The following is a 21,182-nucleotide window of genomic DNA, read 5'->3' as shown; positions in this document are numbered from 1 at the left end:
GACTGAAGACGATGGCGAAAGCTAAGTTTGAGCGGAACAAGCCGCACTGCAATATTGGCACGATCGGGCACGTGGATCATGGCAAGACGTCGCTGACGGCGGCGATCACCAAGGTCCTGGCGAAGTCGGGCGGTGCGTCGTTCACGGCGTACGACCAGATTGACAAGGCCCCCGAGGAGCGGGCGCGCGGCATCACGATCTCGACGGCGCACGTCGAGTACGAGACGGCCAACCGCCACTACGCCCACGTGGACTGCCCGGGCCACGCCGACTACGTGAAGAACATGATCACGGGTGCGGCGCAGATGGACGGCGCGATCCTGGTGGTGTCGGCGGCCGACGGCCCGATGCCGCAGACGCGCGAGCACATCCTGCTGGCGCGCCAGGTTGGCGTGCCGGCGCTGGTGGTGTTCCTGAACAAGTGCGACATGGCCGATCCCGACCTGCTGGAGCTGGTCGAGATGGAGGTGCGCGAGCTGCTGAGCTCCTACCAGTTCCCGGGCGACGACATCCCCGTGATCAAGGGCTCGGCGCTGATGGCGCTGGAAGACAAGTCGCCGGAGCTGGGCGAGAACGCGATCCTGGAGCTGATGGCGGCGGTGGATGCCTACATCCCGCAGCCGGAGCGCGCCATTGACCGTCCGTTCCTGATGCCGGTGGAAGACGTGTTCTCCATCTCGGGCCGCGGCACGGTGGTGACGGGCCGCGTGGAGCGGGGCGTGATCAAGGTCGGCGAGGAAGTCGAGATCGTTGGCCTGAAGGCGACGGTGAAGACGACGGTGACGGGCGTCGAGATGTTCCGCAAGCTGCTGGACAGCGGACAGGCGGGCGACAACATCGGCGCGCTGCTGCGCGGCACCAAGCGCGAGGACGTGGAGCGCGGCCAGGTTCTGGCGGCCCCGAACTCGATCAAGCCGCACAACAAGTTCAAGGCCGAGGCCTACGTGCTGACCAAGGAAGAAGGCGGCCGCCACACGCCGTTCTTCACCAACTACCGCCCGCAGTTCTACTTCCGCACGACCGACGTGACGGGCGTGGTGACGCTGCCGGACGGCGTTGAGATGGTGATGCCGGGGGACAACGTGTCGATGGACGTCGAGCTGATCGCGCCGATCGCCATGGATGAGGGCCTGCGCTTCGCCATCCGCGAAGGCGGCCGCACCGTCGGCGCCGGCGTCGTCGCCTCCATCAGCGCGTAAGCGGGCAGCGGGAAGAGATAGGCGCCAGTCATGGACAGCCAGAACATCCGCATCCGCCTCAAGGCGTTCGATCACCGCGTGCTGGATGGCAGCACGCGGGAGATCGTGAACACCGCGAAGCGGACGGGCGCGCGCGTGCGCGGCCCGATCCCGTTGCCGACGCAGATCGAGCGGTTCACCGTGAACCGTTCGCCGCATGTCGACAAGAAGAGCCGTGAGCAGTTCGAGATCCGGACTCACCGGCGTTTGCTTGATATCGTCGACCCCACCCCGCAGACCGTGGACGCGCTGATGAAGCTCGACCTGGCCGCCGGGGTGGACGTCGAGATCAAGATCTGAAGGCCGGGAGACATACCATGGCCGCGAAGAATGGTCGCACCGGCCTGATCGCGAAGAAGCTGGGCATGACCCGCTTGTTCAACGATGACGGCTCCACTGTCCCCGTCACCGTGCTGCACCTGGACCAGGTGCGCGTGGTGGCGACGAAGACGGCGGAGAAGGACGGTTATGATGCGGTGCAGCTGGGCTTTGGCCTGGCGAAGCCGAAGAACGTCTCGAAGCCCAACAAGGGTCACTTCGCCAAGGCGGGTGTCGAGGCACCGATGAAGGTCGCCGAGTTCCGCGTGGGCAGCGATGCCACGCTGGATGTGGGCGCGAAGCTCTCTGCGGAGCACTTCGTGAAGGGCCAGATCGTCGACGTGACGGGAACCTCGAAGGGCAAGGGTTTTGCCGGCGCCATGAAGCGCTGGAACTTTGCCGGTCTCGAGGCCTCGCACGGCGTGTCGATCTCGCACCGCTCGCACGGTTCGACGGGCAACCGTCAGGATCCGGGCAAGACCTTCAAGAACAAGAAGATGGCGGGCCATCTCGGCGTCGAGCGCATTACCACGCAGAACCTCGAAGTCGCGGGTTTCGACCTCGACCGTGGCCTGCTGATGGTCAAGGGCGCGGTGCCGGGCGCCAAGGGCGGCTACGTGCTGGTGCGGGACGCTGTGAAGCGCGCGCGCCATGCCGATGCGCCGTTCCCCGCGGCCGTGGCCTGAGGAAACAGGACAATGCAGGTTCCGGTCATTACGCTGGATAACGGCAAGGCTGGCGACATCGACCTCCCCGACGAGGTCTTCGCCGCGTCCCCCCGCGCCGACATCATGGCGCGCGTCGTGCACTGGCAGCTGGCCAAGCGCCGCGCCGGCACGCACAAGGTGAAGGGCATGGGCGAGGTTTCGGGCTCGACCAAGAAGCCGTATCGCCAGAAGGGCACGGGCAACGCCCGTCAGGGCTCGCTGCGCGCGCCGCAGTACCGCACCGGTGGTGTGGTGCACGGTCCCGTGGTGCGTGACCATGGCTACTCGCTGAACAAGAAGGTCCGCCGCCTGGGCCTGATCAGCGCGCTGAGCCAGAAGGCCGCCGAGGGCAAGCTGATCGTGCTCGACAACGTCGCGCTCGGCGAGAACGCCAAGACCTCCGCGGTCGCGGTGAAGCTCAAGGCGCTCGGCTGGAAGAGCGCGCTGGTGGTGGATGCCACGGTGGAAGACGGCTTCGGCCGCGCCGTGCGCAACCTGCCCCACGTCAACGTCCTGCCGACCATGGGCGCCAACGTGTACGACATCCTGAACCACGATGTGCTGGCGGTGACCCGCTCGGCCATCGAGGCCCTGAAGGAGCGCCTGTCGTGAGCGAGACCGCGAAGACGAAGAAGCCCGTCCTGTCGCGCGAGATGATGTATCAGACCATCCTCTCGCCGCTGGTGACGGAGAAGGCGGCCGGCCTGGGCGAACAGGGCCAGGTCTCCTTCAAGGTCCTGCTGAGCGCGACGAAGCCGGAGATCAAGGCTTCGGTCGAGACGCTGTTCGGGGTGACGGTGGTCGCCGTGAACACGTCCGTCGTGAAGGGCAAGACCAAGCGGGTGCGCGGCCGTGAGGGCGTGCGCTCCGATTGGAAAAAAGCGGTCGTCCGCCTGGCCGAAGGCCAGAGCATCGACCTGACGACGGGGCTCGCTTAACGCCATGGCGCTGAAGCACTTTAACCCGGTCACCCCGAGCTCGCGCGGCACGATCCTCATCGATCGTTCCGAGCTGTTCAAGGGCAAGCCGGTCAAGCAGCTGACGGAGGGCAAGAGCCACTCCGGCGGCCGCAACAATCATGGTCGGATCACCGTCCGGTTCCGTGGGGGCGGGCACAAGCAGTCCTACCGCGTGGTCGACTTCAAGCGGCGCAAGTTCAACGTGCCCGCGACGGTCGAGCGGTTGGAATACGACCCGAACCGCACGGCCTTTCTGGCGCTGCTGAAGTACGCGGATGGCGAGCTTTCGTACATCATCGCGCCGCAGCGCCTGAAGGTGGGCGACACGGTCGTCGCCGGCGAGAAGGTCGACATCAAGCCCGGCAACGCGATGCCGCTGGGTGCGATCCCGGTCGGCACCATCGTGTACAACATCGAGATGAAGCCCGGTGCGGGCGGCAAGATCGCGCGTTCGGCGGGCACCTATGCCCAGCTGGTCGGCAAGGATGCCGGCTACGCGCAGATCAAGCTGATGTCCGGTGAAGTGCGCCTGGTGCGGGGCGAGTGCATCGCCGCCATCGGTGCGGTGTCGAACCCCGACAACCAGAACCAGCATCTGGGCAAGGCCGGCCGTTCGCGCTGGCTGGGCCGCAAGCCGCATCAGCGCGGCGTGGTCATGAACCCGGTCGACCACCCGCATGGTGGTGGTGAAGGCCGGACCTCGGGCGGCCGCCACCCGGTCACGCCGTGGGGCAAGCCGACCAAGGGCTACAAGACGCGTACCAACAAGCGCACGGACAGCCTCATCGTCCGTCGCCGCAACGTCACGAAGGGCTGACCGCGATGTCGCGCAGTGTCTGGAAGGGGCCGTTCGTCGACGGCTACCTGCTGAACAAGGCGGATGCGGCCCGTGCCTCGACGCGCAACGAGATCATCAAGATCTGGTCGCGTCGCAGCACGATCCTGCCGCAGTTCGTCGGGCTGACCTTCGGTGTCTACAACGGCAAGAAGTTCATCCCCGTCCAGGTTTCGGAGAACATGGTGGGTCACAAGTTCGGCGAGTTCTCGCCGACGCGGACCTTCACCGGGCATTCGTCCGACAAGAAGGCGAAGAGGGGCTAAGGCATCATGAGCAAGCCGAAGCATCCCCGCGCCCTCAAGGAAACCGAGGCGCAGGCCGTCACGCGGAACATCCGCGTGTCGCCCACCAAGCTGAACCTCGTTGCCGGGCTGATCCGCGGCAAGAAGGCGCAGGACGCGGTCGCGATCCTGACCTTCTCCAAGCGCCGGATCTCCGACACGATGAAGAAGACGCTGGAAAGCGCCATTGCCAATGGCGAGAACAACCACTCGCTCGACGTCGACCGCCTGGTCGTGTCGCGCGTCGAGGTAGGCCGCGCCATGGTGATGAAGCGCTTCCAGGCGCGCGGCCGCGGCAAGGCCGCCCGCGTCGAGAAGTGGTTCAGCCATCTCTCGATCACGGTGGCCGAGGCGAACGCCGAGACCGCGCCCGCAGAGCAGGAGGCCGCGTAACATGGGCCACAAAGTCAATCCGATCGGGCTGCGGCTCGGCATCAACCGGACCTGGGATTCCCGCTGGTACGCCGATGCCGACTATTCGCGCCTGCTGCACGATGACCTGAAGCTGCGCAACACCCTGAAGACCCGGCTCAAGGGCGCCGGCGTGTCCAAGGTGCTGATCGAGCGTCCGGCCAAGAAGCCCCGCGTGACGATCCATGCCGCCCGTCCGGGCGTCGTGATCGGCAAGAAGGGCGCGGACATCGAGGTGCTGCGCAAGGACCTGGCGAAGCTCGCCGGGGCCGAGGTGTCGCTGAACATCGTCGAGATCCGCAAGCCGGAGATCGAGGCGCAGCTGGTGGCCGAGAGCATCGCGCAGCAGCTGGAGCGCCGCGTGGCCTTCCGCCGCGCGATGAAGCGCGCTGTGCAGTCCGCCATGCGCCTCGGCGCCGGCGGCATCCGCATCAACTGCGGCGGCCGTCTGGGTGGCGCTGAGATCGCGCGCATGGAGTGGTATCGCGAGGGCCGGGTGCCGCTGCACACGCTCCGCGCCGATATCGACTACGGCACCGCGACCGCGAAGACCACCTACGGCACCTGCGGTGTCAAAGTGTGGATCTTCAAGGGTGAAATTCTGGGCCATGACCCGATGGCGCAGGACAAGCGCGCCGCCGAGCAGGCGCCTCAGCGCTAAGGTATTGAGAAATGCTGCAGCCAAAGCGCACGAAGTTCCGCAAAGCGCATAAGGGTCGGATCAAGGGCTTGGCGAAGGGTGGCTTCAGCCTCACCTTCGGCGAGTTCGGCCTGAAGGCGCTGGAGCCGGAGCGGGTCACCGCCCGGCAGATCGAAGCGGCCCGCCGCGCCATCACCCGCGCCATGAAGCGCGCGGGCCGGGTGTGGATCCGCATCTTCCCGGACGTTCCCGTGTCCACGAAGCCTGCGGAAGTCCGCATGGGTTCGGGCAAGGGCGCGCCGGAATACTGGGTGGCCCGCGTCAAGCCGGGTCGCATCATGTTCGAGATCGACGGCGTCAGCCTGGAGACGGCGCGCGAAGCCCTGGCTCTGGGTGCCGCGAAGCTGCCGATCAAGACCAAGCTGGTCACCCGTCTGGGTGCGGCGGAGCTCTGATCAGATGACCAAGATCGTGGACGTCCGGGGCAAGTCCCCGGACGAGTTGAAGACGATGTTGCTGGACCTCCGCAAGGAGCAGTTCAACCTGCGCTTCCAGCGCGCGACAGGCCAGCTTGAGGCGGTTTCCCGCATCAAGGTGGTGCGTCGCGACATCGCCCGTGTTAAGACGGTGCTGGCCGAGCAGACCCGCTCGGCAGCCAAAGCCTGACGAGGAGACCCCGGCAATGCCGAAGCGCGTCCTCACCGGGCGGGTCGTGAGCGATAAGCAGGACAAGACCGTGACGGTGCTTGTCGAGCGTCGCGTGATGCACCCGCTCTACAAGAAGTTCATCCGGCGCTCCAAGAAGTACGCCGCGCATGACGACGCGAACCTGTGCAAGGAAGGCGACCTCGTGTCCATCGAGGAATGCCGTCCGATCAGCAAGCGCAAGACCTGGCTTCTGGTCACGCGCAATGGCGAGGCTGTTCCCGCCCCGGCCGGCTTTGACGCCGCGGCCGAGCCGGCGACGGTCTGAGGTAGCGATCGATGATCATCGTCGAATCCAACCTGGAGGTCGCCGACAACTCGGGCGCCCGCCGGGTTCAGTGCATCAAGGTGCTGGGTGGCTCCAAGCGGCGCACCGCGTCGGTGGGCGACATCATTGTCGTCTCCGTCAAGGAAGCGATTCCGCGCGGCAAGGTGAAGAAGGGTGACGTGCAGCGCGCGGTCATCGTTCGCACCGCCTATCCGGTGCGCCGGGTGGATGGCACGGCCATCCGCTTCGACCGCAACGCGGCCGTTCTGATCAACAAGCAGAACGAGCCGATCGGCACCCGTATCTTTGGCCCGGTGGTCCGTGAGCTGCGCGCGCGCAAGTTCATGAAGATCATCTCCCTGGCGCCGGAGGTCCTGTAACATGGCCGCCAAGATCAAGAAGGGCGACCAGGTCCAGGTCCTGACGGGCCGCGACAAGGGCAAGAAGGGTGAGGTCCTGCGGGTCCTGCCGGCGGACAACCGCGCGGTGGTGCAGGGCGTCAACATCGTGAAGCGCCACACCAAGCCGAAGGGCGCGGGTCAGGAAGGCGGGATCGTGGAGAAGGAGGCGACCATCGACCTCTCCAACCTGTCCCTGCTGGACCCGAAGTCCGGCAAGCCGACCCGCGTCGGCTTCAAGGTGCTTGAGGACGGCAAGAAGGTCCGGGTGGCGAAGGCCTCTGGCGAGGTGATCGCATGAGCGAGGCGAAGACGCTTCCCCGCATGCAGCAGCGCTACCTCGATACGGTGCGCAAGCAGCTGATGGAAGAGTTCGGCTACGGCAACCCCATGATGGTGCCGAAGCTGGAGAAGATCGTGATCAACATGGGCGTCGGCGAAGCCGCCGCCGATGGCAAGAAGCTGGATGTCGCCCTGGGCGAGCTGACGCTCATCGCCGGCCAGAAGCCGGTGAAGACCAAGGCGAAGAAGGCGATCGCGGGCTTCAAGATCCGTGAAGGCCAGGCGATCGGCTGCAAGGTGACGCTGCGTCGCGCCAAGATGTTCGAGTTCCTCGACCGTCTGGTGACGATCGCGATGCCGCGCATGCGTGACTTCCGCGGGCTTCCTGCTAATAAGGGCTTCGACGGCCGCGGCAACTTCTCGCTCGGCCTCAAGGAGCAGATCATCTTCCCCGAGATCAGCTACGACAAGGTTGATCAGATCCGGGGGATGGACATCGTGTTCGTCACGACGGCGAAGACGGACAAGGAATGCAAGGCCCTGATGAAGGCCTTCGATCTTCCTTTCGTCAACTGAGTTTGGAAAACCGCCCCGGCTGGTCACTTGGCCAGACCGGGCAGGTTCCGGAGGATTAGAACCGTATGGCCAAGACTTCGGCTATCGAAAAGAACAAGCAGCGTGAGCGGCTGTCCAAGCTGCACGCCGGCAAGCGCGCCGCCCTGAAGTCCGTGATCATGGATCGCGAGCTGTCGGTGGAAGAGCGCTTCGAGGCAACGCTGAAGCTGGCCGAGCTGCCGCGCAACGGGGCCCGCAACCGCGTGCGCCTGCGCTGCGAGCTGACCGGCCGCCCCCGCGCCAACTACCGCAAATTCAAGCTGTGCCGCATCGCGCTCCGTGACCTGGCCTCGACCGGCCAGATCCCCGGGCTCGTCAAGGCCAGCTGGTAAGGAACGGGGCACACCATGTCTCTCTCCGATCCGCTCGGTGATATGCTCACGCGCATCCGCAACGGACAGCGCGCCAAGCATAGCCGTATCGTGTCGCCGGCCAGCCGCCTGCGGTCCGATGTTCTCGATGTCCTGAAGCGCGAAGGCTACATCCGGGCCTGGCGTGCCGAGCAGGTGCGCCCCGGCGTGTCGATGCTCGACATCGAGCTGAAGTATTCCGAAGGCGAGCCCGCCATCAAGGAGATCACCCGCGTCTCCAAGCCCGGCCGGCGCGTCTACACCAAGATCAAGGAACTGCAGAAGTTCTACAACGGTCTTGGTATCTCCATCCTGTCCACGCCGTCCGGCGTGATGAGCGACAGTGAGGCCCGCGCTGCCAATGTTGGCGGCGAAGTCCTCTGCCGCGTGTTCTGAGGGAGGGATCAGCATGTCGCGCGTCGGCAAATATCCCGTCTCCGTTCCCGCCGGTGTCACCGTCTCGATGAACGACGGCATCGTCACCGCCAAGGGCAAGCTCGGCGAGCTGAGCTACCCGGTCGTGACCGATGCGGTGGACGTCGAGATCAAGGGCAACGAAGTGTCCGTGGCCCCCAAGGGCTCGGATCGTCGGGCCCGCACCATGTGGGGCACCACCCGCAGCCTGATCAACGGCATGTGCATCGGCGTGTCCACGGGCTTCTCCAAGTCCATGGAAATCACCGGCACCGGCTACCGCGCCGCCATGCAGGGCAACGACCTCGTGCTGAACCTCGGTTACAGCCACGAGATCCGTTACGCCGTGCCGGCCGGGATCAAGATCACCGTCGAGCGTCCCACGGCCGTGAAGGTCGAGGGTGCGGACAAGCAGCGTGTCGGCCAGGTGGCCGCCGAGATCCGCGGCTTCCGCGGCCCCGAGCCCTACAAGGGCAAGGGCGTGCGCTACACGGACGAAGTCATCCTCCGCAAGGAGGGGAAGAAGAAGTAAATGGCGAACAAACTCGCTTTGCAGACCCGCCGTCGCGCGCGGCTGCGCTTCCAGCTTCGCCTCAAGAGCGGCGGTCGCCCGCGTTTGTCGGTGTTCCGTTCGGGCCGCCACATCTACGCCCAGATCATCGACGACAAGGCCGGCCGTACGCTGGCCGCAGCGTCGAGCCTGGAGAAGGCCCAGCGCGACGGTCTCAAGACCGGTGCCGACAAGGATGCCGCGTCCACCATCGGCAAGCTGCTGGCCGAGCGCGCCATCGCCGCCGGTGTGACCGCGGTCGTCTTCGACCGTGGCCCCTACCTGTATCACGGCCGGGTGAAAGCCCTGGCGGACGGCGCCCGCGAGGGCGGGCTGTCGTTCTAAGGAGCACAGAACATGGCACGTGAACCGAGGAGCGGCGGCAGCGACGATCAGAATCGTCGTGGCCGCGGCCGTGGTCCCGATCGCAACGCCGAGCGCGAGCCCGGCGACGAGCTGAAGGACAAGCTGGTCACCATCAACCGCGTCGCCAAGGTGGTGAAGGGTGGCCGTCGCTTCTCCTTCGCAGCCCTGGTTGTCGTGGGCGACGAGAAGGGCCGCGTTGGCTGGGGCGCCGGCAAGGCACGCGAAGTGCCGGAGGCGATCCGCAAGGCCACCGAGCGCGCGAAGAAGACGATGATCCGCGTCCCGATGCGTGAGGGTCGTACCCTGCATCACGACGTGATCGGCGACTTCGGCGCTGGCCGCGTCATCCTGCGCGCCGCACCGGCCGGTACCGGCATCATCGCCGGCGGCCCGATGCGCGCGGTGTTCGAGACGCTCGGCATGGGCGACGTCGTCGCCAAGTGCACGGGTTCCACGAACCCGCACAACATGGTCAAGGCGACCTTCTCCGCCCTGGCACGCTGCACCAGCCCCCGGGCCGTTGCGTCGCGCCGCGGCAAGAAGGTCTCGGACCTGCTGGGCAGCCGCAAGGACGACGCCGCCGGTACGGAGGCTGTGGCCAATGGCTGAGAACAAGACCGTCCGGGTGACGCAGATCGCGTCGCCCATCGGCCGTAAGCCCGGTCAGCGCGAAACGCTGATCGGCCTCGGCCTCAACAAGATCCGCCGCACGCGGGAGCTGGAGGACACTCCGGCCGTGCGCGGCATGATCCGCAAGGTCGCCCACCTGATCCAGGTCGGCGAGACCACGGAGAAGTAGGATGAAGCTGAACGAACTGCGCGACAACGAAGGCGCGCGCAACAAGTTCAAGCGCGTCGGTCGCGGCATTGGCTCGGGCAAGGGTAAGACCTCCGGCCGTGGCGTGAAGGGTCAGAAGGCCCGCACCGGCGTTTCGCTGAACGGCTTCGAAGGCGGCCAGCTGCCGATCTACCGGCGCATGCCGAAGCGTGGCTTCGTCAATATCTTCCGCAAGGAATATGCGCCGATCAACCTGCACACGCTGGAGGCCGCGATCGAGTCCGGCCGCTTGTCGGGCAGCACGATCGACGAGGCGATGCTGCGTGAGGCCGGGCTGATCCGCACCGGCGGCAAGGTCGTCGGCGTTCGCCTGCTGGCGCGTGGCGAGATCAAGCGCGCCATCACCATCACGGTGTCCGGCGCCTCGGCGGCGGCGATCGCGGCGGTGCAGGCGGCGGGCGGCACGGTCACCGTGCTGAACCCCGTGGCCACCGAGGAAGAAGCACCCAAGGCGTAACGCCTTGCGCCCCCGTGTCAGGGGGCGCTAGGTGATGCAGTCTAGGGCTGGCAACGGCGCCGTGGGGCATGCTCCCGGCGCCGCAGTCATGTTGAAGGGTCGGGATATCATGGCGTCCGCCGCCGAGCAGCTCGCAGCCAACCTCAACCTCGGCGTGCTTTCCAAAGCCACCGAGCTGAAGAAGCGCATCTGGTTTACCCTGGCTGCGCTGATCGTCTACCGCATCGGCACCTATGTTCCCGTGCCGGGCGTGGACGCCAACGTGATGGCCGACATCCTGCGCCAGCACGGTTCCGGCATCCTGGGCATGTTCGACATGTTCACTGGCGGCGCGCTGGGCCGCATGACGGTGTTCGCGCTGAACATCATGCCCTACATCTCCGCCAGCATCATCGTGCAGTTGTTGGGCAGCGCCGTGCCGAGCCTGGAGGCCCTCAAGAAGGAGGGCGAGTCCGGCCGCAAGAAGCTGAACCAGTACACCCGCTACCTGACCGTCGTGATCGCGCTGTTCCAGGCCTGGGGGCTGGCGATCGGGCTGGAAAGCATGCGCGGCAGCCTGGGCCAGACGGCGGTGTTCGAGACGGGGATGTTCTTCCGCGTCTCCTGCGTCGTCACCCTGGTCGGCGGCACGCTGTTCCTGATGTGGCTGGGCGAGCAGATCACCGCCCGCGGCGTCGGCAATGGCATCAGCCTGATCATCTTCGCCGGCATCGTTGCCAACCTGCCGCACGCCGTGGTCGCCACGCTGGAGCTTGGCCGTACTGGCGCGCTGTCCACCGTGTTCATCATCCTGTTTCTGCTGATCGCGCTCGCCGTGATCGCCTTCGTGGTGTTCATGGAGCGCGCTCAGCGGCGCATCCCGATCCAGTATCCGAAGCGCCAGGTCGGCAACAAGATGTTCGGCGGCGAGAACACCCACCTGCCGCTGAAGCTGAACACCGCCGGCGTCATCCCGCCGATCTTCGCCTCCTCGCTGCTGCTGCTGCCGGCCACCTTCGCGGGCTTTTCCGGCGCCGGGCAGACGGATGGCTGGCTGGCCACCATCGCCAACGCGCTGGCGCATGGCCGCCCGGGCTACATGCTGCTCTATGTGGCGCTGATCATCTTCTTCGCCTTCTTCTACACGGCGGTGGTGTTCAACCCGTCCGAGACGGCGGACCAGCTCAAGAAGAACGGCGGCTTCATCCCCGGCATCCGGCCCGGCCAGTCCACCGCCGATTACCTGGACCGCGTGCTGACCCGCCTGACCGGCGTGGGCGCCATCTATCTCTGCATCGTCTGCCTGCTGCCCGAGATCCTGATCAGCCAGTATGGCGTGCCCTTCTACTTCGGCGGCACGTCGCTGCTGATCATCGTGTCGGTGACCATGGACACGGTGGCCCAGATTCAGTCTCATCTCTTCGCGCACCAGTACGAGGGGCTGATTCGCAAGTCTCGCCTCGGCGGTGGTCGCGGTGGTGCTCCCCGCGCGCGGTAAGCGCGCGGGCTTCTGCTGGATACCCTAGAGGAACACGTCGCCGATGAACCTGATCCTGCTCGGCCCGCCGGGGGCCGGCAAAGGCACGCAAGCCAAGCGCCTGGAAGACCGCTACGGGATCGCGCAGATCTCGACGGGCGACATGCTGCGGGCCGAGGTCAAGAGCGGCAGCGAGATCGGGCTGCAGGCCAAGGGGATCATGGAGCGCGGCGAGCTGATGCCGGACGCCATCATCACCGCCATGTTGGCGCTGCGGGTGGAGAAGCCCGATGCCGCCCGCGGCTTCATCCTGGACGGCTTCCCCCGCACCACGCCGCAGGCCGAGGCGCTGGACATCATGCTGCGGGACAAGGGCCTGCAGCTCGACCACGTGATCGAGCTGAAGGTCGACGACCATGCGCTGGTGGAGCGCATCGCCGGCCGCTTCACCTGCGCCAAGTGCGGCACCGGCTATCACGACAGCTTCAAGCCCACCCGCAAGGCCGGGATCTGCGACGTCTGCGGCAGCACCGAATTCGTCCGCCGCGCCGACGACAAGGCGGAGACGGTGGCCGCGCGGCTGGAAGCCTACCATCGCCAGACGGCGCCGCTGCTGCCGTATTACGGGGCGCAGGGCAAGCTGCAGGCGGTGGACGGCATGGCGGCGATGGACGATGTGGCCGTGCAGATCGAGGCGATCCTGGGCGCGCCCCGGTAAGGACGCAAGATGGACAGGCGGGGGCATGCTCCCGCCATCCGCGACAAGGCCCGGGAGATGACCTTTCCCGGGCCTTGTCGAATCCGGGCGGGCCAGCGGTTGCGGCTCGCCGTCACATTTCTTTCTCGACCCTTGACTCTTCGCGGACTGAGCGGGTACACCGCCGCCTCTTACGGACGGGGTCAACCCGGCCGCGAGGCTGTTTGCGTTCTGTCTTTGGCGGGGCGCGAACGATCACCTGGGTCCGGCGCAATCTGGCGCCGGGCAGTTGAACGAGAGCCCCTGAGGCTCCGGGAGCAGCAACGTGGCGCGCATTGCAGGCGTGAACATCCCCACCAACAAACGCGTTCTCATTTCCCTCCGCTACATTTACGGCATTGGTCCGGCGAATGCGAAGGTGATCTGCGAGCAGCTCGGCATCCCCGAGGACCGGCGCGTCAACCAGCTGACGGACGAAGAGATCGTCAAGCTGCGCGAGACGATCGACCGTGACTACCGGGTCGAGGGCGATCTGCGTCGCGAGAACGCGATGAACATCAAGCGCCTGATGGACATGGCCTGCTATCGCGGCCTGCGTCACCGCAAGGGCCTGCCGGTCCGCGGCCAGCGCACCCACACGAACGCGCGCACCCGCAAGGGCAAGGCCGTCGCGATCGCCGGCAAGAAGAAGGTGACCAAGTAACATGGCCCGTCAGCCCAGCGGCGGTCGTCCGCGCAAGAAGGAACGCAAGAACATTGCGTCCGGCGTGGCCCACGTTCTCGCCTCCTTCAACAACACCATCGTGACCATCACCGACAGCCAGGGCAACGCCATCGCCTGGTCTTCGGCCGGCAGCCAGGGCTTCAAGGGCAGCCGCAAGTCCACCCCCTACGCCGCGCAGGTCGCGGCCGAGGATGCGGGCCGCAAGGCGCGCGAGCATGGGATGGAGACGCTGGAGATCATGGTGTCCGGCCCGGGTTCGGGGCGTGAGTCGGCCCTGCGCGCTCTGCAGACGGTCGGCTTCTACGTGACGGCCATCCGCGACGTGACGCCGATCCCGCACAACGGCTGCCGCCCGCGCAAGCGGCGCCGGGTCTGAGGCACGGCGGCAAGGAGGTATCAACTTGCTTGAGCGCAACTGGCGTTCCCTGATCCGTCCCGAGAAGCTCGACGTCGAGCTGGGGGCGGAGCCGACCCGCACCGCGACCGTGGTGGCGGAGCCGCTGGAGCGCGGCTTCGGCATGACGCTCGGCAATGCGCTGCGTCGCATCCTGTTGTCGTCGCTGCAGGGTGCCGCCGTCACGGCCATCCGCATCGACGGCGCGCTGCATGAGTTCTCCAGCCTGCAGGGCGTTCGGGAGGATGTCACCGACATCGTCCTGAACATCAAGCGCTTGGCGATCCGCATGACGGGCGAGGGGCCGAAGCGCCTCCAGCTCACGGCGACCGGCCCTGGCGAGGTCACCGCCGGCCAGATCCAGACCACCGGCGACATCGAGATCGCCAATCCGGACATGGTCATCTGCACGCTCGACGACGGCGCCAAGCTGTCGATGGAGCTGACGGTGGACGTGGGCAAGGGCTACGTGCCCGCCTCCGAGAACCGTCCGGAAGACGCGCCCATCGGCCTGATCCCGGTCGATGCCATCTACTCCCCTGTCCGCCGCGTGGCGTACCAGGTGCAGCCGACCCGCGTGGGCCAGCGCACCGACTACGACAAGCTGGTGCTGACGGTGGAAACGGACGGCACGATCGCGCCGGACGATGCCATCGCGCTCGCCGCGCGCATTCTGCAGGACCAGCTCCAGCTGTTCATCAACTTCGATGAGCCGCGCGAGCGCAAGGTGGAAGAGGTGCAGGACGACCTGCCCTTCAACCGTAACCTGCTGCGCAAGGTGGACGAGCTGGAACTGTCGGTCCGCAGCGCGAACTGCCTGAAGAACGACAACATCGTCTACATCGGCGACCTGGTGCAGAAGACGGAGCAGGAGATGCTCCGCACTCCGAACTTCGGCCGCAAGTCGCTGAATGAGATCAAGGAAGTCCTCGCCTCCATGGGCCTCGGCCTCGGCATGACCGTGTCGGGCTGGCCGCCGGAGAACATCGAGGACCTCGCCAAGAAGATCGAAGAGCCGTTCTGACTTTCGGCCACTTGAAGGAATAGACCCATGCGTCACGGGGTTGCCGGCCGGAAGCTCGGCGTTACCTCTACCCACCGTATTGCGATGCTCCGCAATATGGCGACCAGCCTGATCAAGCACGAGCAGATCACCACGACTCTGCCCAAGGCGAAGGAACTGCGCCCCTACGTGGAGCGCATCATTTCCCTGGGCAAGCGCGGCGACCTGCACGCCCGCCGTCAGGCCTATGCCCAGATCCGCGACGAGAAGGTGGTGGCCAAGCTCTTCACCACCATCGCCGAGCGGTACAAGACCCGCACGGGCGGCTACACCCGCGTGCTGAAGGCCGGCGTCCGCTACGGTGACGCCGCCGACATGGCGGTGATCGAGCTGGTCGAGCGCGATGTCGGCGCCAAGGGCCTCGACAGCGGCCCTGTGGCCGATGCCGAGGCCGAGGGCCAGCAGGACGCGGCGTAAGCCGCTTCCAGCGACCGGATCAGGGGCGGATGGGCAACCATCCGCCCCTTTTTTGTTCTCCTGCGCTTGCTGCCGGCGCCGCCCCGCGCGACAGTCCCGGCCATGCGCGCAGCCCCCCCCATGCCGGACCCTCAGCCATGACCGCGGCCCTGATGGGACCGGGCGCCACCGGCATCGAGATGCCGGACCTGCCGGCCGACCTGCACGACCGCATCGCCTTTCTGGCGGCCCCCACGGACGTCGCCTGCGCAGCGCAGGCGCGGCTGGTTGCCCGGCATGGCAATGCCCCGGTGGAGCGGGCGGCGGTGATCGTGGCACTGGGCGGCGACGGCTTCATGCTGGAAACCCAGCACCGCTTTCTGGGTCGCAACCTGCCCACCTACGGCATGAACTGCGGCAGCGTCGGCTTTCTGATGAACGAGTTCCACGAGGACGACCTGCCCGCCCGCCTGCTGGCCGCGCAATCCGCCACGTTGTTCCCGCTGCGCATGCGCACGCTGGACGGCGAGGGCGTGCAGCGCGACGCGCTGGCGATCAACGAGGTGTCGCTGCTGCGCGAAACCCGGCAGGCTGCCAAGATCCGCATCCTGGTGGACGGCAAGGAGCGCCTGCCGGAGCTGATCTGCGATGGCATCCTGGTGTCCACCCCCGCCGGCAGCACGGCCTACAACCTGTCCGCCCATGGGCCCATCGTGCCGCTCGGCGCCAACCTGCTGCCGATGACACCGATCTCCGCCTTCCGCCCCCGCCGCTGGCGCGGCGCCCTGCTGCCCGGCGAGGCGGTGGTTGTGTTCGAGGTGCTGGAGCATGCCAAGCGCCCGGTCGCCGCCGTGGCCGACTACGTGGAGGTGCGCGACGTCCGCTCGGTGGAGGTGCGGGAAGACCGCGCCAGCCGCCTGACGCTGTTGTTCGACCCCGACCACGGCCTGTCCGAACGCATCATCGCCGAACAATTCACGGTCTAGAGGAACCGACCCCATGAAGCTCTACTGGTCCCCCCGGACCCGCTCGCTGCGCGTGCTCTGGATGCTGGAGGAGGCGGGCGCCGCCTATGAGCGTGAGTTGGTGGACATCGCCACCGGTGCCCAGCAGACGCCTGCGTTCCGCGCCCTGAACCCGATGGGCAAGGTGCCGGTGCTGACGCAGGGCAGCAGCGTCACCATCGCGGATTCCACCGCCATCTGCGCCTGGCTGGCCGACCGCCTGCCGGAAGCCGGCCTGGCCCCCTCGCTCAACCACACCGATCGCGGCCGCTACCTGCAATGGCTGATGTTCGCCTCCGCCACGCTGGAGCCGGCGGTGGTGGAAAAGGCGGGTGGCTGGACCGGCAACCCGACCGCCTATGGCTGGGGCGACTACGACCGCGTGATGGCGACGCTGGATGCCGGCCTCGCCGAAGGGCCATGGCTCTTGGGCGCGTCCTTCAGCGCGGCGGACGTGGTGCTGGGCTCGGCACTGCGCTGGATGTTGCAGTTCGGGCTGGTGGAGGCCACCGCCACCCGCAGCGCCTTTGTGGCCCGCTGCGAGGAGCGCCCGGCGCTGCAGCGCGCCATCGCCATCGATGCCGGGCCGGAAGAGGCTCCCGCGCCCACCGCGGGGCCGAAGCTGCCGCAGGACTGAAACAGGCGGGGGCCAGGATCGCCGGTAGTCCCTGGGCCCTGACGGCGCGCGGCGATGCCTCGCAAGAGCGGGACAGCCACGCTGCCCGGCTGGGCGGGATGAGGCAGGTCGTTCATGATGCCATGACCGGCTTCGGCCGGTTGTCCGCGAGCGCGGGAAGGACCGGGTCGCCCCTCCCTTGGCCGTTGCCGCCGCGGCAAAGAAAAACCCCGCCGAAGCGGGGTTTCCCAGGTCTCAGGCCACCCGGTCGTTCAGATGGCAGGCGCTGCGGTGCCCCGGCGCCACGGTCTTGAGCGCCGGGCGCTCCAGCTTGCAGCGGTCGAAGGCATGCGGGCAACGCGGGTGGAAATGGCAGCCGCTCGGCGGGTTGAGGGGGGAGGGGATCTCGCCCTTCACGCCGGCGAAGCTCTTCTTGCGCGCGTCGATGCGCGGCACCTCGGACAGCAGCGCCTGGGTGTAAGGGTGGTTGGCGCGGGCGAAGATCTCCTCCGACGCCGCCTCCTCCACCACCCGGCCGAGATACATGATCACCACGCGGTCGGACAGGTGCTCCACCACGCCGAGGTCATGGCTGATGAACAGGTAGGTGAGGTTGAGGTCCTGCCGCAGCTTCATGAACAGGTTCAGGATCTGCGCCTGGATGGACACGTCCAGCGCGGCCACGGATTCATCGCAGACGATGAACTCGGGCTGCACCGCCAGCGCGCGGGCGATGCCGATGCGCTGCCGCTGGCCGCCGGAGAACTGGTGCGGGTAGCGGCGCTTCAGGCTGGGGTCGAAGCCGGCGCGGCGCAGCTGCTCGTCCACGTAGCCGTCGAATTCGCGGCGGGTGGTCAGCCCGTGCACCAGCGGCGCCTCGCCCACGATGTCGGCCACCCGCAGGCGCGGGTTGAGCGAGGACATCGGGTCCTGGAAGATCATCTGCGTTTGCAGCTTGGCACGACGGCCATCGGCGCCGGTCAGCTCCGCCAGCTCCTTGCCGTGCCAGCGGATGGTGCCGTCGCTGGCCGGCATGATGCCGGCGACCATGCGGCCGAGCGTCGACTTGCCGCAGCCGGACTCGCCGACCAGGCCCACGACCTCGCCCTTGGTCACGGTGAGGTCCACGCCGTCGACCGCATGCACCGTCTCGTCCTTCACCGGCGCGCCAAGCTTGGCGAGCATCTTGCCGGCGAAGTCGAGCTTCTTGGAGAAGCGCTTGGAAACGCCCTTCAGCTCGATGATGGGGGTGCTGCTGCTCATGCGGCTTCTCCCTGGGCAGGGCTGGTGAACATCGGGTGGAAGCAGCGCACGTCGCGGCCGGGGGCCACCTCGCCGAAGGGCGGCTCCTGCTGGCAGATCTCGGTGGCGCGCGGGCAGCGGCTGCGGAAGGCGCAGCCGGGCGGCAGCGTCAGCAGGCTGGGCGTCATGCCCGGGATCTGCCGCAGCGGCTCGCCGCGCTTGTTGCGGCTGGGCACGGAGCCGATCAGGCCTGCGGTATAGGGGTGCAGCGGCATGTCGAGCACGGGCGCGACCTCGCCCTTTTCCACCACGCGGCCGGCGTACATCACCGCGATGTCGTCCGCCAGGCCCGCGACCACGGACAGGTCGTGGGTGATCCAGATCATCGCGGTGCCGGTTTCGGCGCACAGCTTCTGCACCTCGGCCAGGATCTGCGCCTGGATGGTGACGTCGAGCGCGGTGGTCGGCTCGTCGGCCACGATCAGCTCGGGGCGGTGCAGCAGCGCGATGGCGATGGCCACGCGCTGGCGCATGCCGCCGGAGAACTGGTGCGGGTAGGACTTCAGCCGCTCGTCGGGGGAGGGGATGCCGACCATGCCCAGCGTGTCGCGGGCGCGCTGGCGGGCTTCCTCCTTGGACACGCCGCTATGCGCCTGCACCGTCTCGATCATCTGCGTGTCGATGCGCAGGACCGGGTTCAGCGTCATCATCGGGTCCTGGAAGATCATGGCGATGCGGTTGCCGCGAAGCTTGCGCATCTCCTCTTCCGAAAGCTTCGCCAGGTCCTGCCCGTGGAACAGGATGGAGCCGCCGGCGATCCGCCCCGGCTCGTCCACCAGCCCCAGGATGGAGAAGCCGGTGACGGTCTTGCCGGAGCCGGACTCGCCCACCAGCCCCAGCACCTTGCCGCGCCCGACGGTGAAAGACACGTCGTCGACGGCCTTCACCACGCCGGCGCGCGTATGGAAATGCGTGCGCAGGTTGCGGACTTCGAGCGTGGGCGACCCCGCGACGGGGGCCTGCATCACAGAGGACATACGGTCGGTCACTTCTTCAGCCGCGGGTTCAGCACGTCGCGCAGGTGGTCGCCCACCAGGTTGATGGAGACGATGGTCACCAGCAGCGCGATGCCGGGGTAGAAGCTGATCCAGTACTTGCCCGACAGCATGTACTCGTAGCCGTTGGAGATCAGCAGGCCGAGCGAGGGCTCGGTGATCGGCACGCCGAGGCCGAGGAACGACAGGGTCGCCTCCAGCGCGATGGCGCGGGCGATCTGCATGGTGCCCACCACGATCAGCGGCGGCATGCAGTTGGGCAGGAGGTGGCGGAAGATGATGCGGTGCGTCGGCAGCGCCAGGCACTGCGCCGCCTCGATGTATTCGCGCCGGCGCTCCACCAGCGCGGTGCCGCGCACGGTGCGGGCGTAGTAGGCCCATTCCACGATCACCAGCGCCAGCACGACGTTGAACACGCCCTTGCCCAGAAAGGCCAGGATCATCAGCGCCGCCAGGATGCTGGGAAAGGACAGCTGCAGGTCGACGAGCCGCATGATGATGCTGTCGGTCCTGCCGCCCGCATAGGCGGCCAGCAGGCCGAGCGAGGCGCCGACCACGCAGGCGATGATGGCCGAGCCCACGCCCACCATCAGCGAGATGCGCAGGCCGTACATGATGCCGGACAGCATGTCGCGGCCCTGGTCGTCGGTGCCGAGCCAGTAGGTGAAGCCGGCGCCGCCGACGGTGCCGGGCTCCATGCGTCCGTCCATGATGTCGAGCTGGGCGAGGTCGTAGGGGTTCTGCGGGGCGATCAGCGGCGCGAACAGCGCGATCAGCACGGCGGACACGAAGACCACCAGGCCGAGGATCGCCGACTTGCTTTCGAAGAATTCCGAAACGAAGCGGCGGAACGGCGTCTCGACCTTGGGCGCCACGGGGGCGGCGGCGGCCGGCAGGCCGCCCTGGGGAAGGGAACTCGCGCTCATGTCACTTGTTCTCCAGCCGCACGCGCGGGTCGAGCGCCGAATAGGACAGGTCGACCAGCAGGTTGATGGTGATGAACATCAGCACGATGATCATCAGGTAGGCGACGATGACAGGGCGATCCAGCACGTTGATGCTGTCGATGATCAGCTTGCCCATGCCCGGCCAAGCGAAGACGCTTTCCGTCACCACGGAGAAGGCGATGGTGGAGCCAAGCTCCAGGCCCACCACGGTCACCACCGGGATCATGATGTTCTTGAAGACGTGCACCGAGATGACGCGGCGGTTGGTCAGCCCCTTGGCACGGGCGAACTTCACGTAGTCCATCAGCATCGTTTCGCGCACGCCGGCGCGCGTCAGGCGGATCACCAGGCTGATCTTGAACAGCGCCAGGTTCAGCGCCGGCATGGCCAGGTGGCGCAGCCCGTCCCAGGTCAGGAACGACCAGCGCAGGCCCATGACCTCCACCGTCTCGCCGCGGCCGGTGGACGGCAGCCAGCCGAGCTGCACCGCGAAGACCATGATCAGCATCAGGCCGACCCAGAAGGTCGGCAGCGAGAAGCCGAGGATGGAGCCGGTCATGATGCACTTGGAGAAAAAGGACTTCGGCTTCAGCCCGGCATACAGGCCAAGCGGGATGCCGATGATCAGCGCCATGATGGTGGCACCGAAGGCCAGCTCCAGCGTTGCCGGCATGCGCTGCAGGATCAGCTGCAGGGCGGGCTCGTTGAACACGAAGGAGCGGCCGAGGTCGCCGCGCAGCGCGTTGCCCAGAAAGGACAGGTACTGCATGTACAGCGGCAGATCGAGGCCCAGCGCCTTGATGGCGCGCTCGCGCTCCATCTGGTCGGCGTCGGGCGAGATCAGGATCTCGATCGGGTCGCCGATGGCATAGACGCCGACAAAGACGATGACGGACATCGCCAGCATGACGAGGGCGGCCTGCAACAGCCGCCGCATCAGGTAAAGGCTCATG

34 protein-coding genes are annotated in these 21,182 nt (G+C 67.0%); 30 read left to right on the top strand and 4 right to left on the bottom strand.

What is annotated here, in order from left to right:
* The first annotated feature begins 11 nt into the window (after nt 1–11).
* The 30 genes from tuf (at nt 12) to IAI59_RS00895 (ending at nt 17,006) form a co-directional block, all read left to right on the top strand.
* The gene (gene tuf / locus IAI59_RS01040; RefSeq protein WP_207417764.1) at nt 12–1,199 is read left to right on the top strand and encodes an elongation factor Tu; all 1,188 of its coding nucleotides are present in this window, start codon (nt 12–14) and stop codon (nt 1,197–1,199) included.
* A gap of 30 nt (nt 1,200–1,229) precedes the next feature.
* On the top strand, nt 1,230–1,538 hold the full coding sequence (gene rpsJ / locus IAI59_RS01035; RefSeq protein ID WP_137177962.1) for a 30S ribosomal protein S10: 309 nt from the start codon (nt 1,230–1,232) through the stop codon (nt 1,536–1,538).
* Between the two features lie 17 nt (nt 1,539–1,555).
* A complete protein-coding gene (gene rplC, locus IAI59_RS01030; protein WP_207417763.1) occupies nt 1,556–2,242 on the top strand; it encodes a 50S ribosomal protein L3 in 687 nt (228 codons plus the stop codon).
* Between the two features lie 12 nt (nt 2,243–2,254).
* Nucleotides 2,255–2,875 (top strand): 50S ribosomal protein L4, encoded by a 621-nt coding sequence (rplD, locus tag IAI59_RS01025; protein ID WP_207417762.1) that lies wholly within the window; start codon nt 2,255–2,257, stop codon nt 2,873–2,875.
* 29 nt (nt 2,876–2,904) lie between these two features.
* Nucleotides 2,905–3,201 carry a 50S ribosomal protein L23 gene (locus IAI59_RS01020; protein WP_207417798.1) on the top strand — a complete coding sequence of 99 codons (297 nt, stop codon included), beginning with the start codon at nt 2,905–2,907 and terminating at the stop codon, nt 3,199–3,201.
* A 4-nt stretch (nt 3,202–3,205) separates the two neighbouring features.
* Nucleotides 3,206–4,039: a 50S ribosomal protein L2 gene (gene rplB, locus IAI59_RS01015; protein ID WP_207417761.1), complete on the top strand. Its 834-nt coding sequence runs from the start codon at nt 3,206–3,208 to the stop codon at nt 4,037–4,039.
* Between the two features lie 5 nt (nt 4,040–4,044).
* The gene (gene rpsS, locus IAI59_RS01010) at nt 4,045–4,323 is read left to right on the top strand and encodes a 30S ribosomal protein S19 (protein WP_109517962.1); all 279 of its coding nucleotides are present in this window, start codon (nt 4,045–4,047) and stop codon (nt 4,321–4,323) included.
* 6 nt (nt 4,324–4,329) lie between these two features.
* Nucleotides 4,330–4,734 (top strand): 50S ribosomal protein L22, encoded by a 405-nt coding sequence (gene rplV / locus IAI59_RS01005; RefSeq protein ID WP_207417760.1) that lies wholly within the window; start codon nt 4,330–4,332, stop codon nt 4,732–4,734.
* A gap of 1 nt (nt 4,735) precedes the next feature.
* Complete coding sequence (gene rpsC / locus IAI59_RS01000; RefSeq protein ID WP_207417759.1) at nt 4,736–5,413, top strand: 30S ribosomal protein S3; 678 nt, start codon at nt 4,736–4,738, stop codon at nt 5,411–5,413.
* Between the two features lie 11 nt (nt 5,414–5,424).
* Nucleotides 5,425–5,847: a 50S ribosomal protein L16 gene (gene rplP, locus IAI59_RS00995; protein WP_207417758.1), complete on the top strand. Its 423-nt coding sequence runs from the start codon at nt 5,425–5,427 to the stop codon at nt 5,845–5,847.
* A 4-nt stretch (nt 5,848–5,851) separates the two neighbouring features.
* The gene (gene rpmC / locus IAI59_RS00990) at nt 5,852–6,058 is read left to right on the top strand and encodes a 50S ribosomal protein L29 (RefSeq protein ID WP_207417756.1); all 207 of its coding nucleotides are present in this window, start codon (nt 5,852–5,854) and stop codon (nt 6,056–6,058) included.
* Nucleotides 6,059–6,074: 16 nt separating this feature from the next.
* Complete coding sequence (rpsQ, locus tag IAI59_RS00985) at nt 6,075–6,365, top strand: 30S ribosomal protein S17 (RefSeq protein ID WP_207417755.1); 291 nt, start codon at nt 6,075–6,077, stop codon at nt 6,363–6,365.
* A gap of 11 nt (nt 6,366–6,376) precedes the next feature.
* The gene (gene rplN / locus IAI59_RS00980; protein ID WP_207417754.1) at nt 6,377–6,745 is read left to right on the top strand and encodes a 50S ribosomal protein L14; all 369 of its coding nucleotides are present in this window, start codon (nt 6,377–6,379) and stop codon (nt 6,743–6,745) included.
* Nucleotide 6,746: 1 nt separating this feature from the next.
* Nucleotides 6,747–7,064: a 50S ribosomal protein L24 gene (gene rplX / locus IAI59_RS00975; RefSeq protein WP_207417753.1), complete on the top strand. Its 318-nt coding sequence runs from the start codon at nt 6,747–6,749 to the stop codon at nt 7,062–7,064.
* Entirely contained in the window at nt 7,061–7,621 is a 561-nt protein-coding gene (gene rplE / locus IAI59_RS00970; protein ID WP_207417752.1) for a 50S ribosomal protein L5, read from the top strand. The genes rplX and rplE overlap by 4 nt, the downstream gene beginning before the upstream one ends.
* A 65-nt stretch (nt 7,622–7,686) precedes the next feature.
* Nucleotides 7,687–7,992: a 30S ribosomal protein S14 gene (rpsN, locus tag IAI59_RS00965; RefSeq protein ID WP_207417751.1), complete on the top strand. Its 306-nt coding sequence runs from the start codon at nt 7,687–7,689 to the stop codon at nt 7,990–7,992.
* A gap of 15 nt (nt 7,993–8,007) precedes the next feature.
* The gene (gene rpsH, locus IAI59_RS00960) at nt 8,008–8,406 is read left to right on the top strand and encodes a 30S ribosomal protein S8 (RefSeq protein WP_207417749.1); all 399 of its coding nucleotides are present in this window, start codon (nt 8,008–8,010) and stop codon (nt 8,404–8,406) included.
* A 13-nt stretch (nt 8,407–8,419) separates the two neighbouring features.
* Nucleotides 8,420–8,956: a 50S ribosomal protein L6 gene (gene rplF / locus IAI59_RS00955; protein ID WP_207417746.1), complete on the top strand. Its 537-nt coding sequence runs from the start codon at nt 8,420–8,422 to the stop codon at nt 8,954–8,956.
* On the top strand, nt 8,957–9,319 hold the full coding sequence (gene rplR / locus IAI59_RS00950; protein WP_207417744.1) for a 50S ribosomal protein L18: 363 nt from the start codon (nt 8,957–8,959) through the stop codon (nt 9,317–9,319).
* Nucleotides 9,320–9,331: 12 nt separating this feature from the next.
* Nucleotides 9,332–9,949: a 30S ribosomal protein S5 gene (gene rpsE / locus IAI59_RS00945; RefSeq protein ID WP_207417742.1), complete on the top strand. Its 618-nt coding sequence runs from the start codon at nt 9,332–9,334 to the stop codon at nt 9,947–9,949.
* A complete protein-coding gene (rpmD, locus tag IAI59_RS00940; RefSeq protein ID WP_207417741.1) occupies nt 9,942–10,139 on the top strand; it encodes a 50S ribosomal protein L30 in 198 nt (65 codons plus the stop codon). Before rpsE ends, rpmD begins: the two co-directional genes overlap by 8 nt.
* A gap of 1 nt (nt 10,140) precedes the next feature.
* Nucleotides 10,141–10,635 (top strand): 50S ribosomal protein L15, encoded by a 495-nt coding sequence (rplO, locus tag IAI59_RS00935; RefSeq protein WP_207417740.1) that lies wholly within the window; start codon nt 10,141–10,143, stop codon nt 10,633–10,635.
* 109 nt (nt 10,636–10,744) lie between these two features.
* Nucleotides 10,745–12,112: a preprotein translocase subunit SecY gene (gene secY, locus IAI59_RS00930; protein WP_207417739.1), complete on the top strand. Its 1,368-nt coding sequence runs from the start codon at nt 10,745–10,747 to the stop codon at nt 12,110–12,112.
* Between the two features lie 43 nt (nt 12,113–12,155).
* Nucleotides 12,156–12,809, top strand: a complete 654-nt coding sequence (locus IAI59_RS00925) for an adenylate kinase (protein ID WP_207417738.1) — start codon at nt 12,156–12,158, stop codon at nt 12,807–12,809.
* A 304-nt stretch (nt 12,810–13,113) separates the two neighbouring features.
* A complete protein-coding gene (rpsM, locus tag IAI59_RS00920; RefSeq protein ID WP_120637997.1) occupies nt 13,114–13,491 on the top strand; it encodes a 30S ribosomal protein S13 in 378 nt (125 codons plus the stop codon).
* Between the two features lies 1 nt (nt 13,492).
* Entirely contained in the window at nt 13,493–13,888 is a 396-nt protein-coding gene (gene rpsK, locus IAI59_RS00915; RefSeq protein ID WP_207417737.1) for a 30S ribosomal protein S11, read from the top strand.
* A gap of 25 nt (nt 13,889–13,913) precedes the next feature.
* Nucleotides 13,914–14,930, top strand: a complete 1,017-nt coding sequence (locus IAI59_RS00910) for a DNA-directed RNA polymerase subunit alpha (protein WP_207417735.1) — start codon at nt 13,914–13,916, stop codon at nt 14,928–14,930.
* 27 nt (nt 14,931–14,957) lie between these two features.
* Nucleotides 14,958–15,386, top strand: a complete 429-nt coding sequence (gene rplQ, locus IAI59_RS00905) for a 50S ribosomal protein L17 (protein ID WP_207417734.1) — start codon at nt 14,958–14,960, stop codon at nt 15,384–15,386.
* A gap of 137 nt (nt 15,387–15,523) precedes the next feature.
* On the top strand, nt 15,524–16,351 hold the full coding sequence (locus IAI59_RS00900; RefSeq protein WP_207417733.1) for an NAD kinase: 828 nt from the start codon (nt 15,524–15,526) through the stop codon (nt 16,349–16,351).
* Nucleotides 16,352–16,364: 13 nt separating this feature from the next.
* Entirely contained in the window at nt 16,365–17,006 is a 642-nt protein-coding gene (locus tag IAI59_RS00895) for a glutathione S-transferase family protein (RefSeq protein ID WP_207417732.1), read from the top strand.
* Between the two features lie 234 nt (nt 17,007–17,240).
* On the opposite strand, the gene IAI59_RS00890 is transcribed toward IAI59_RS00895, so the two are convergent.
* Genes IAI59_RS00890 through IAI59_RS00875 form a run of 4 tightly spaced genes read right to left on the bottom strand, consistent with a single transcriptional unit; the run spans nt 17,241 to nt 21,181 of the window.
* Nucleotides 17,241–18,248, bottom strand: coding sequence for an ABC transporter ATP-binding protein (locus IAI59_RS00890; RefSeq protein ID WP_207417731.1), 1,008 nt, complete (start codon nt 18,246–18,248; stop codon nt 17,241–17,243).
* Complete coding sequence (locus IAI59_RS00885; RefSeq protein ID WP_207417730.1) at nt 18,245–19,264, bottom strand: ABC transporter ATP-binding protein; 1,020 nt, start codon at nt 19,262–19,264, stop codon at nt 18,245–18,247. The genes IAI59_RS00890 and IAI59_RS00885 overlap by 4 nt, the downstream gene beginning before the upstream one ends.
* 8 nt (nt 19,265–19,272) lie before the next feature.
* On the bottom strand, nt 19,273–20,208 hold the full coding sequence (locus IAI59_RS00880) for an ABC transporter permease (RefSeq protein WP_207417729.1): 936 nt from the start codon (nt 20,206–20,208) through the stop codon (nt 19,273–19,275).
* Between the two features lies 1 nt (nt 20,209).
* Complete coding sequence (locus tag IAI59_RS00875; RefSeq protein ID WP_207417728.1) at nt 20,210–21,181, bottom strand: ABC transporter permease; 972 nt, start codon at nt 21,179–21,181, stop codon at nt 20,210–20,212.
* Nucleotide 21,182: the final 1 nt, after the last annotated feature.

The sequence above is a fragment of the Roseomonas haemaphysalidis genome, from assembly GCF_017355405.1.
GTDB lineage: Bacteria > Pseudomonadota > Alphaproteobacteria > Acetobacterales > Acetobacteraceae > Pseudoroseomonas > Pseudoroseomonas haemaphysalidis.
This window is presented reverse-complemented; position numbering and strand designations above follow the sequence as displayed.

Coding starts and splice junctions, on each gene's coding strand:
- rpsE (WP_207417742.1), top strand. CDS start 9,332: ATGGCACGTGAACCGAGGAGCGGCGGCAGCGACGATCAGAATCGTCGT.
- IAI59_RS00890 (WP_207417731.1), bottom strand. CDS start 18,248: ATGAGCAGCAGCACCCCCATCATCGAGCTGAAGGGCGTTTCCAAGCGC.
- rplO (WP_207417740.1), top strand. CDS start 10,141: ATGAAGCTGAACGAACTGCGCGACAACGAAGGCGCGCGCAACAAGTTC.
- rpsS (WP_109517962.1), top strand. CDS start 4,045: ATGTCGCGCAGTGTCTGGAAGGGGCCGTTCGTCGACGGCTACCTGCTG.
- rpsN (WP_207417751.1), top strand. CDS start 7,687: ATGGCCAAGACTTCGGCTATCGAAAAGAACAAGCAGCGTGAGCGGCTG.
- rplB (WP_207417761.1), top strand. CDS start 3,206: ATGGCGCTGAAGCACTTTAACCCGGTCACCCCGAGCTCGCGCGGCACG.
- rpsQ (WP_207417755.1), top strand. CDS start 6,075: ATGCCGAAGCGCGTCCTCACCGGGCGGGTCGTGAGCGATAAGCAGGAC.
- rplP (WP_207417758.1), top strand. CDS start 5,425: ATGCTGCAGCCAAAGCGCACGAAGTTCCGCAAAGCGCATAAGGGTCGG.
- IAI59_RS00880 (WP_207417729.1), bottom strand. CDS start 20,208: ATGAGCGCGAGTTCCCTTCCCCAGGGCGGCCTGCCGGCCGCCGCCGCC.
- IAI59_RS00900 (WP_207417733.1), top strand. CDS start 15,524: ATGACCGCGGCCCTGATGGGACCGGGCGCCACCGGCATCGAGATGCCG.
- rpsJ (WP_137177962.1), top strand. CDS start 1,230: ATGGACAGCCAGAACATCCGCATCCGCCTCAAGGCGTTCGATCACCGC.
- rplF (WP_207417746.1), top strand. CDS start 8,420: ATGTCGCGCGTCGGCAAATATCCCGTCTCCGTTCCCGCCGGTGTCACC.
- rplQ (WP_207417734.1), top strand. CDS start 14,958: ATGCGTCACGGGGTTGCCGGCCGGAAGCTCGGCGTTACCTCTACCCAC.
- rplV (WP_207417760.1), top strand. CDS start 4,330: ATGAGCAAGCCGAAGCATCCCCGCGCCCTCAAGGAAACCGAGGCGCAG.
- rpsC (WP_207417759.1), top strand. CDS start 4,736: ATGGGCCACAAAGTCAATCCGATCGGGCTGCGGCTCGGCATCAACCGG.
- rplC (WP_207417763.1), top strand. CDS start 1,556: ATGGCCGCGAAGAATGGTCGCACCGGCCTGATCGCGAAGAAGCTGGGC.
- IAI59_RS00925 (WP_207417738.1), top strand. CDS start 12,156: ATGAACCTGATCCTGCTCGGCCCGCCGGGGGCCGGCAAAGGCACGCAA.
- IAI59_RS00895 (WP_207417732.1), top strand. CDS start 16,365: ATGAAGCTCTACTGGTCCCCCCGGACCCGCTCGCTGCGCGTGCTCTGG.
- rpmD (WP_207417741.1), top strand. CDS start 9,942: ATGGCTGAGAACAAGACCGTCCGGGTGACGCAGATCGCGTCGCCCATC.
- rpmC (WP_207417756.1), top strand. CDS start 5,852: ATGACCAAGATCGTGGACGTCCGGGGCAAGTCCCCGGACGAGTTGAAG.
- rplR (WP_207417744.1), top strand. CDS start 8,957: ATGGCGAACAAACTCGCTTTGCAGACCCGCCGTCGCGCGCGGCTGCGC.
- rplX (WP_207417753.1), top strand. CDS start 6,747: ATGGCCGCCAAGATCAAGAAGGGCGACCAGGTCCAGGTCCTGACGGGC.
- rplD (WP_207417762.1), top strand. CDS start 2,255: ATGCAGGTTCCGGTCATTACGCTGGATAACGGCAAGGCTGGCGACATC.
- IAI59_RS00875 (WP_207417728.1), bottom strand. CDS start 21,181: ATGAGCCTTTACCTGATGCGGCGGCTGTTGCAGGCCGCCCTCGTCATG.
- rpsK (WP_207417737.1), top strand. CDS start 13,493: ATGGCCCGTCAGCCCAGCGGCGGTCGTCCGCGCAAGAAGGAACGCAAG.
- rpsH (WP_207417749.1), top strand. CDS start 8,008: ATGTCTCTCTCCGATCCGCTCGGTGATATGCTCACGCGCATCCGCAAC.
- tuf (WP_207417764.1), top strand. CDS start 12: ATGGCGAAAGCTAAGTTTGAGCGGAACAAGCCGCACTGCAATATTGGC.
- IAI59_RS00885 (WP_207417730.1), bottom strand. CDS start 19,264: ATGTCCTCTGTGATGCAGGCCCCCGTCGCGGGGTCGCCCACGCTCGAA.
- rplN (WP_207417754.1), top strand. CDS start 6,377: ATGATCATCGTCGAATCCAACCTGGAGGTCGCCGACAACTCGGGCGCC.
- rplE (WP_207417752.1), top strand. CDS start 7,061: ATGAGCGAGGCGAAGACGCTTCCCCGCATGCAGCAGCGCTACCTCGAT.
- secY (WP_207417739.1), top strand. CDS start 10,745: ATGGCGTCCGCCGCCGAGCAGCTCGCAGCCAACCTCAACCTCGGCGTG.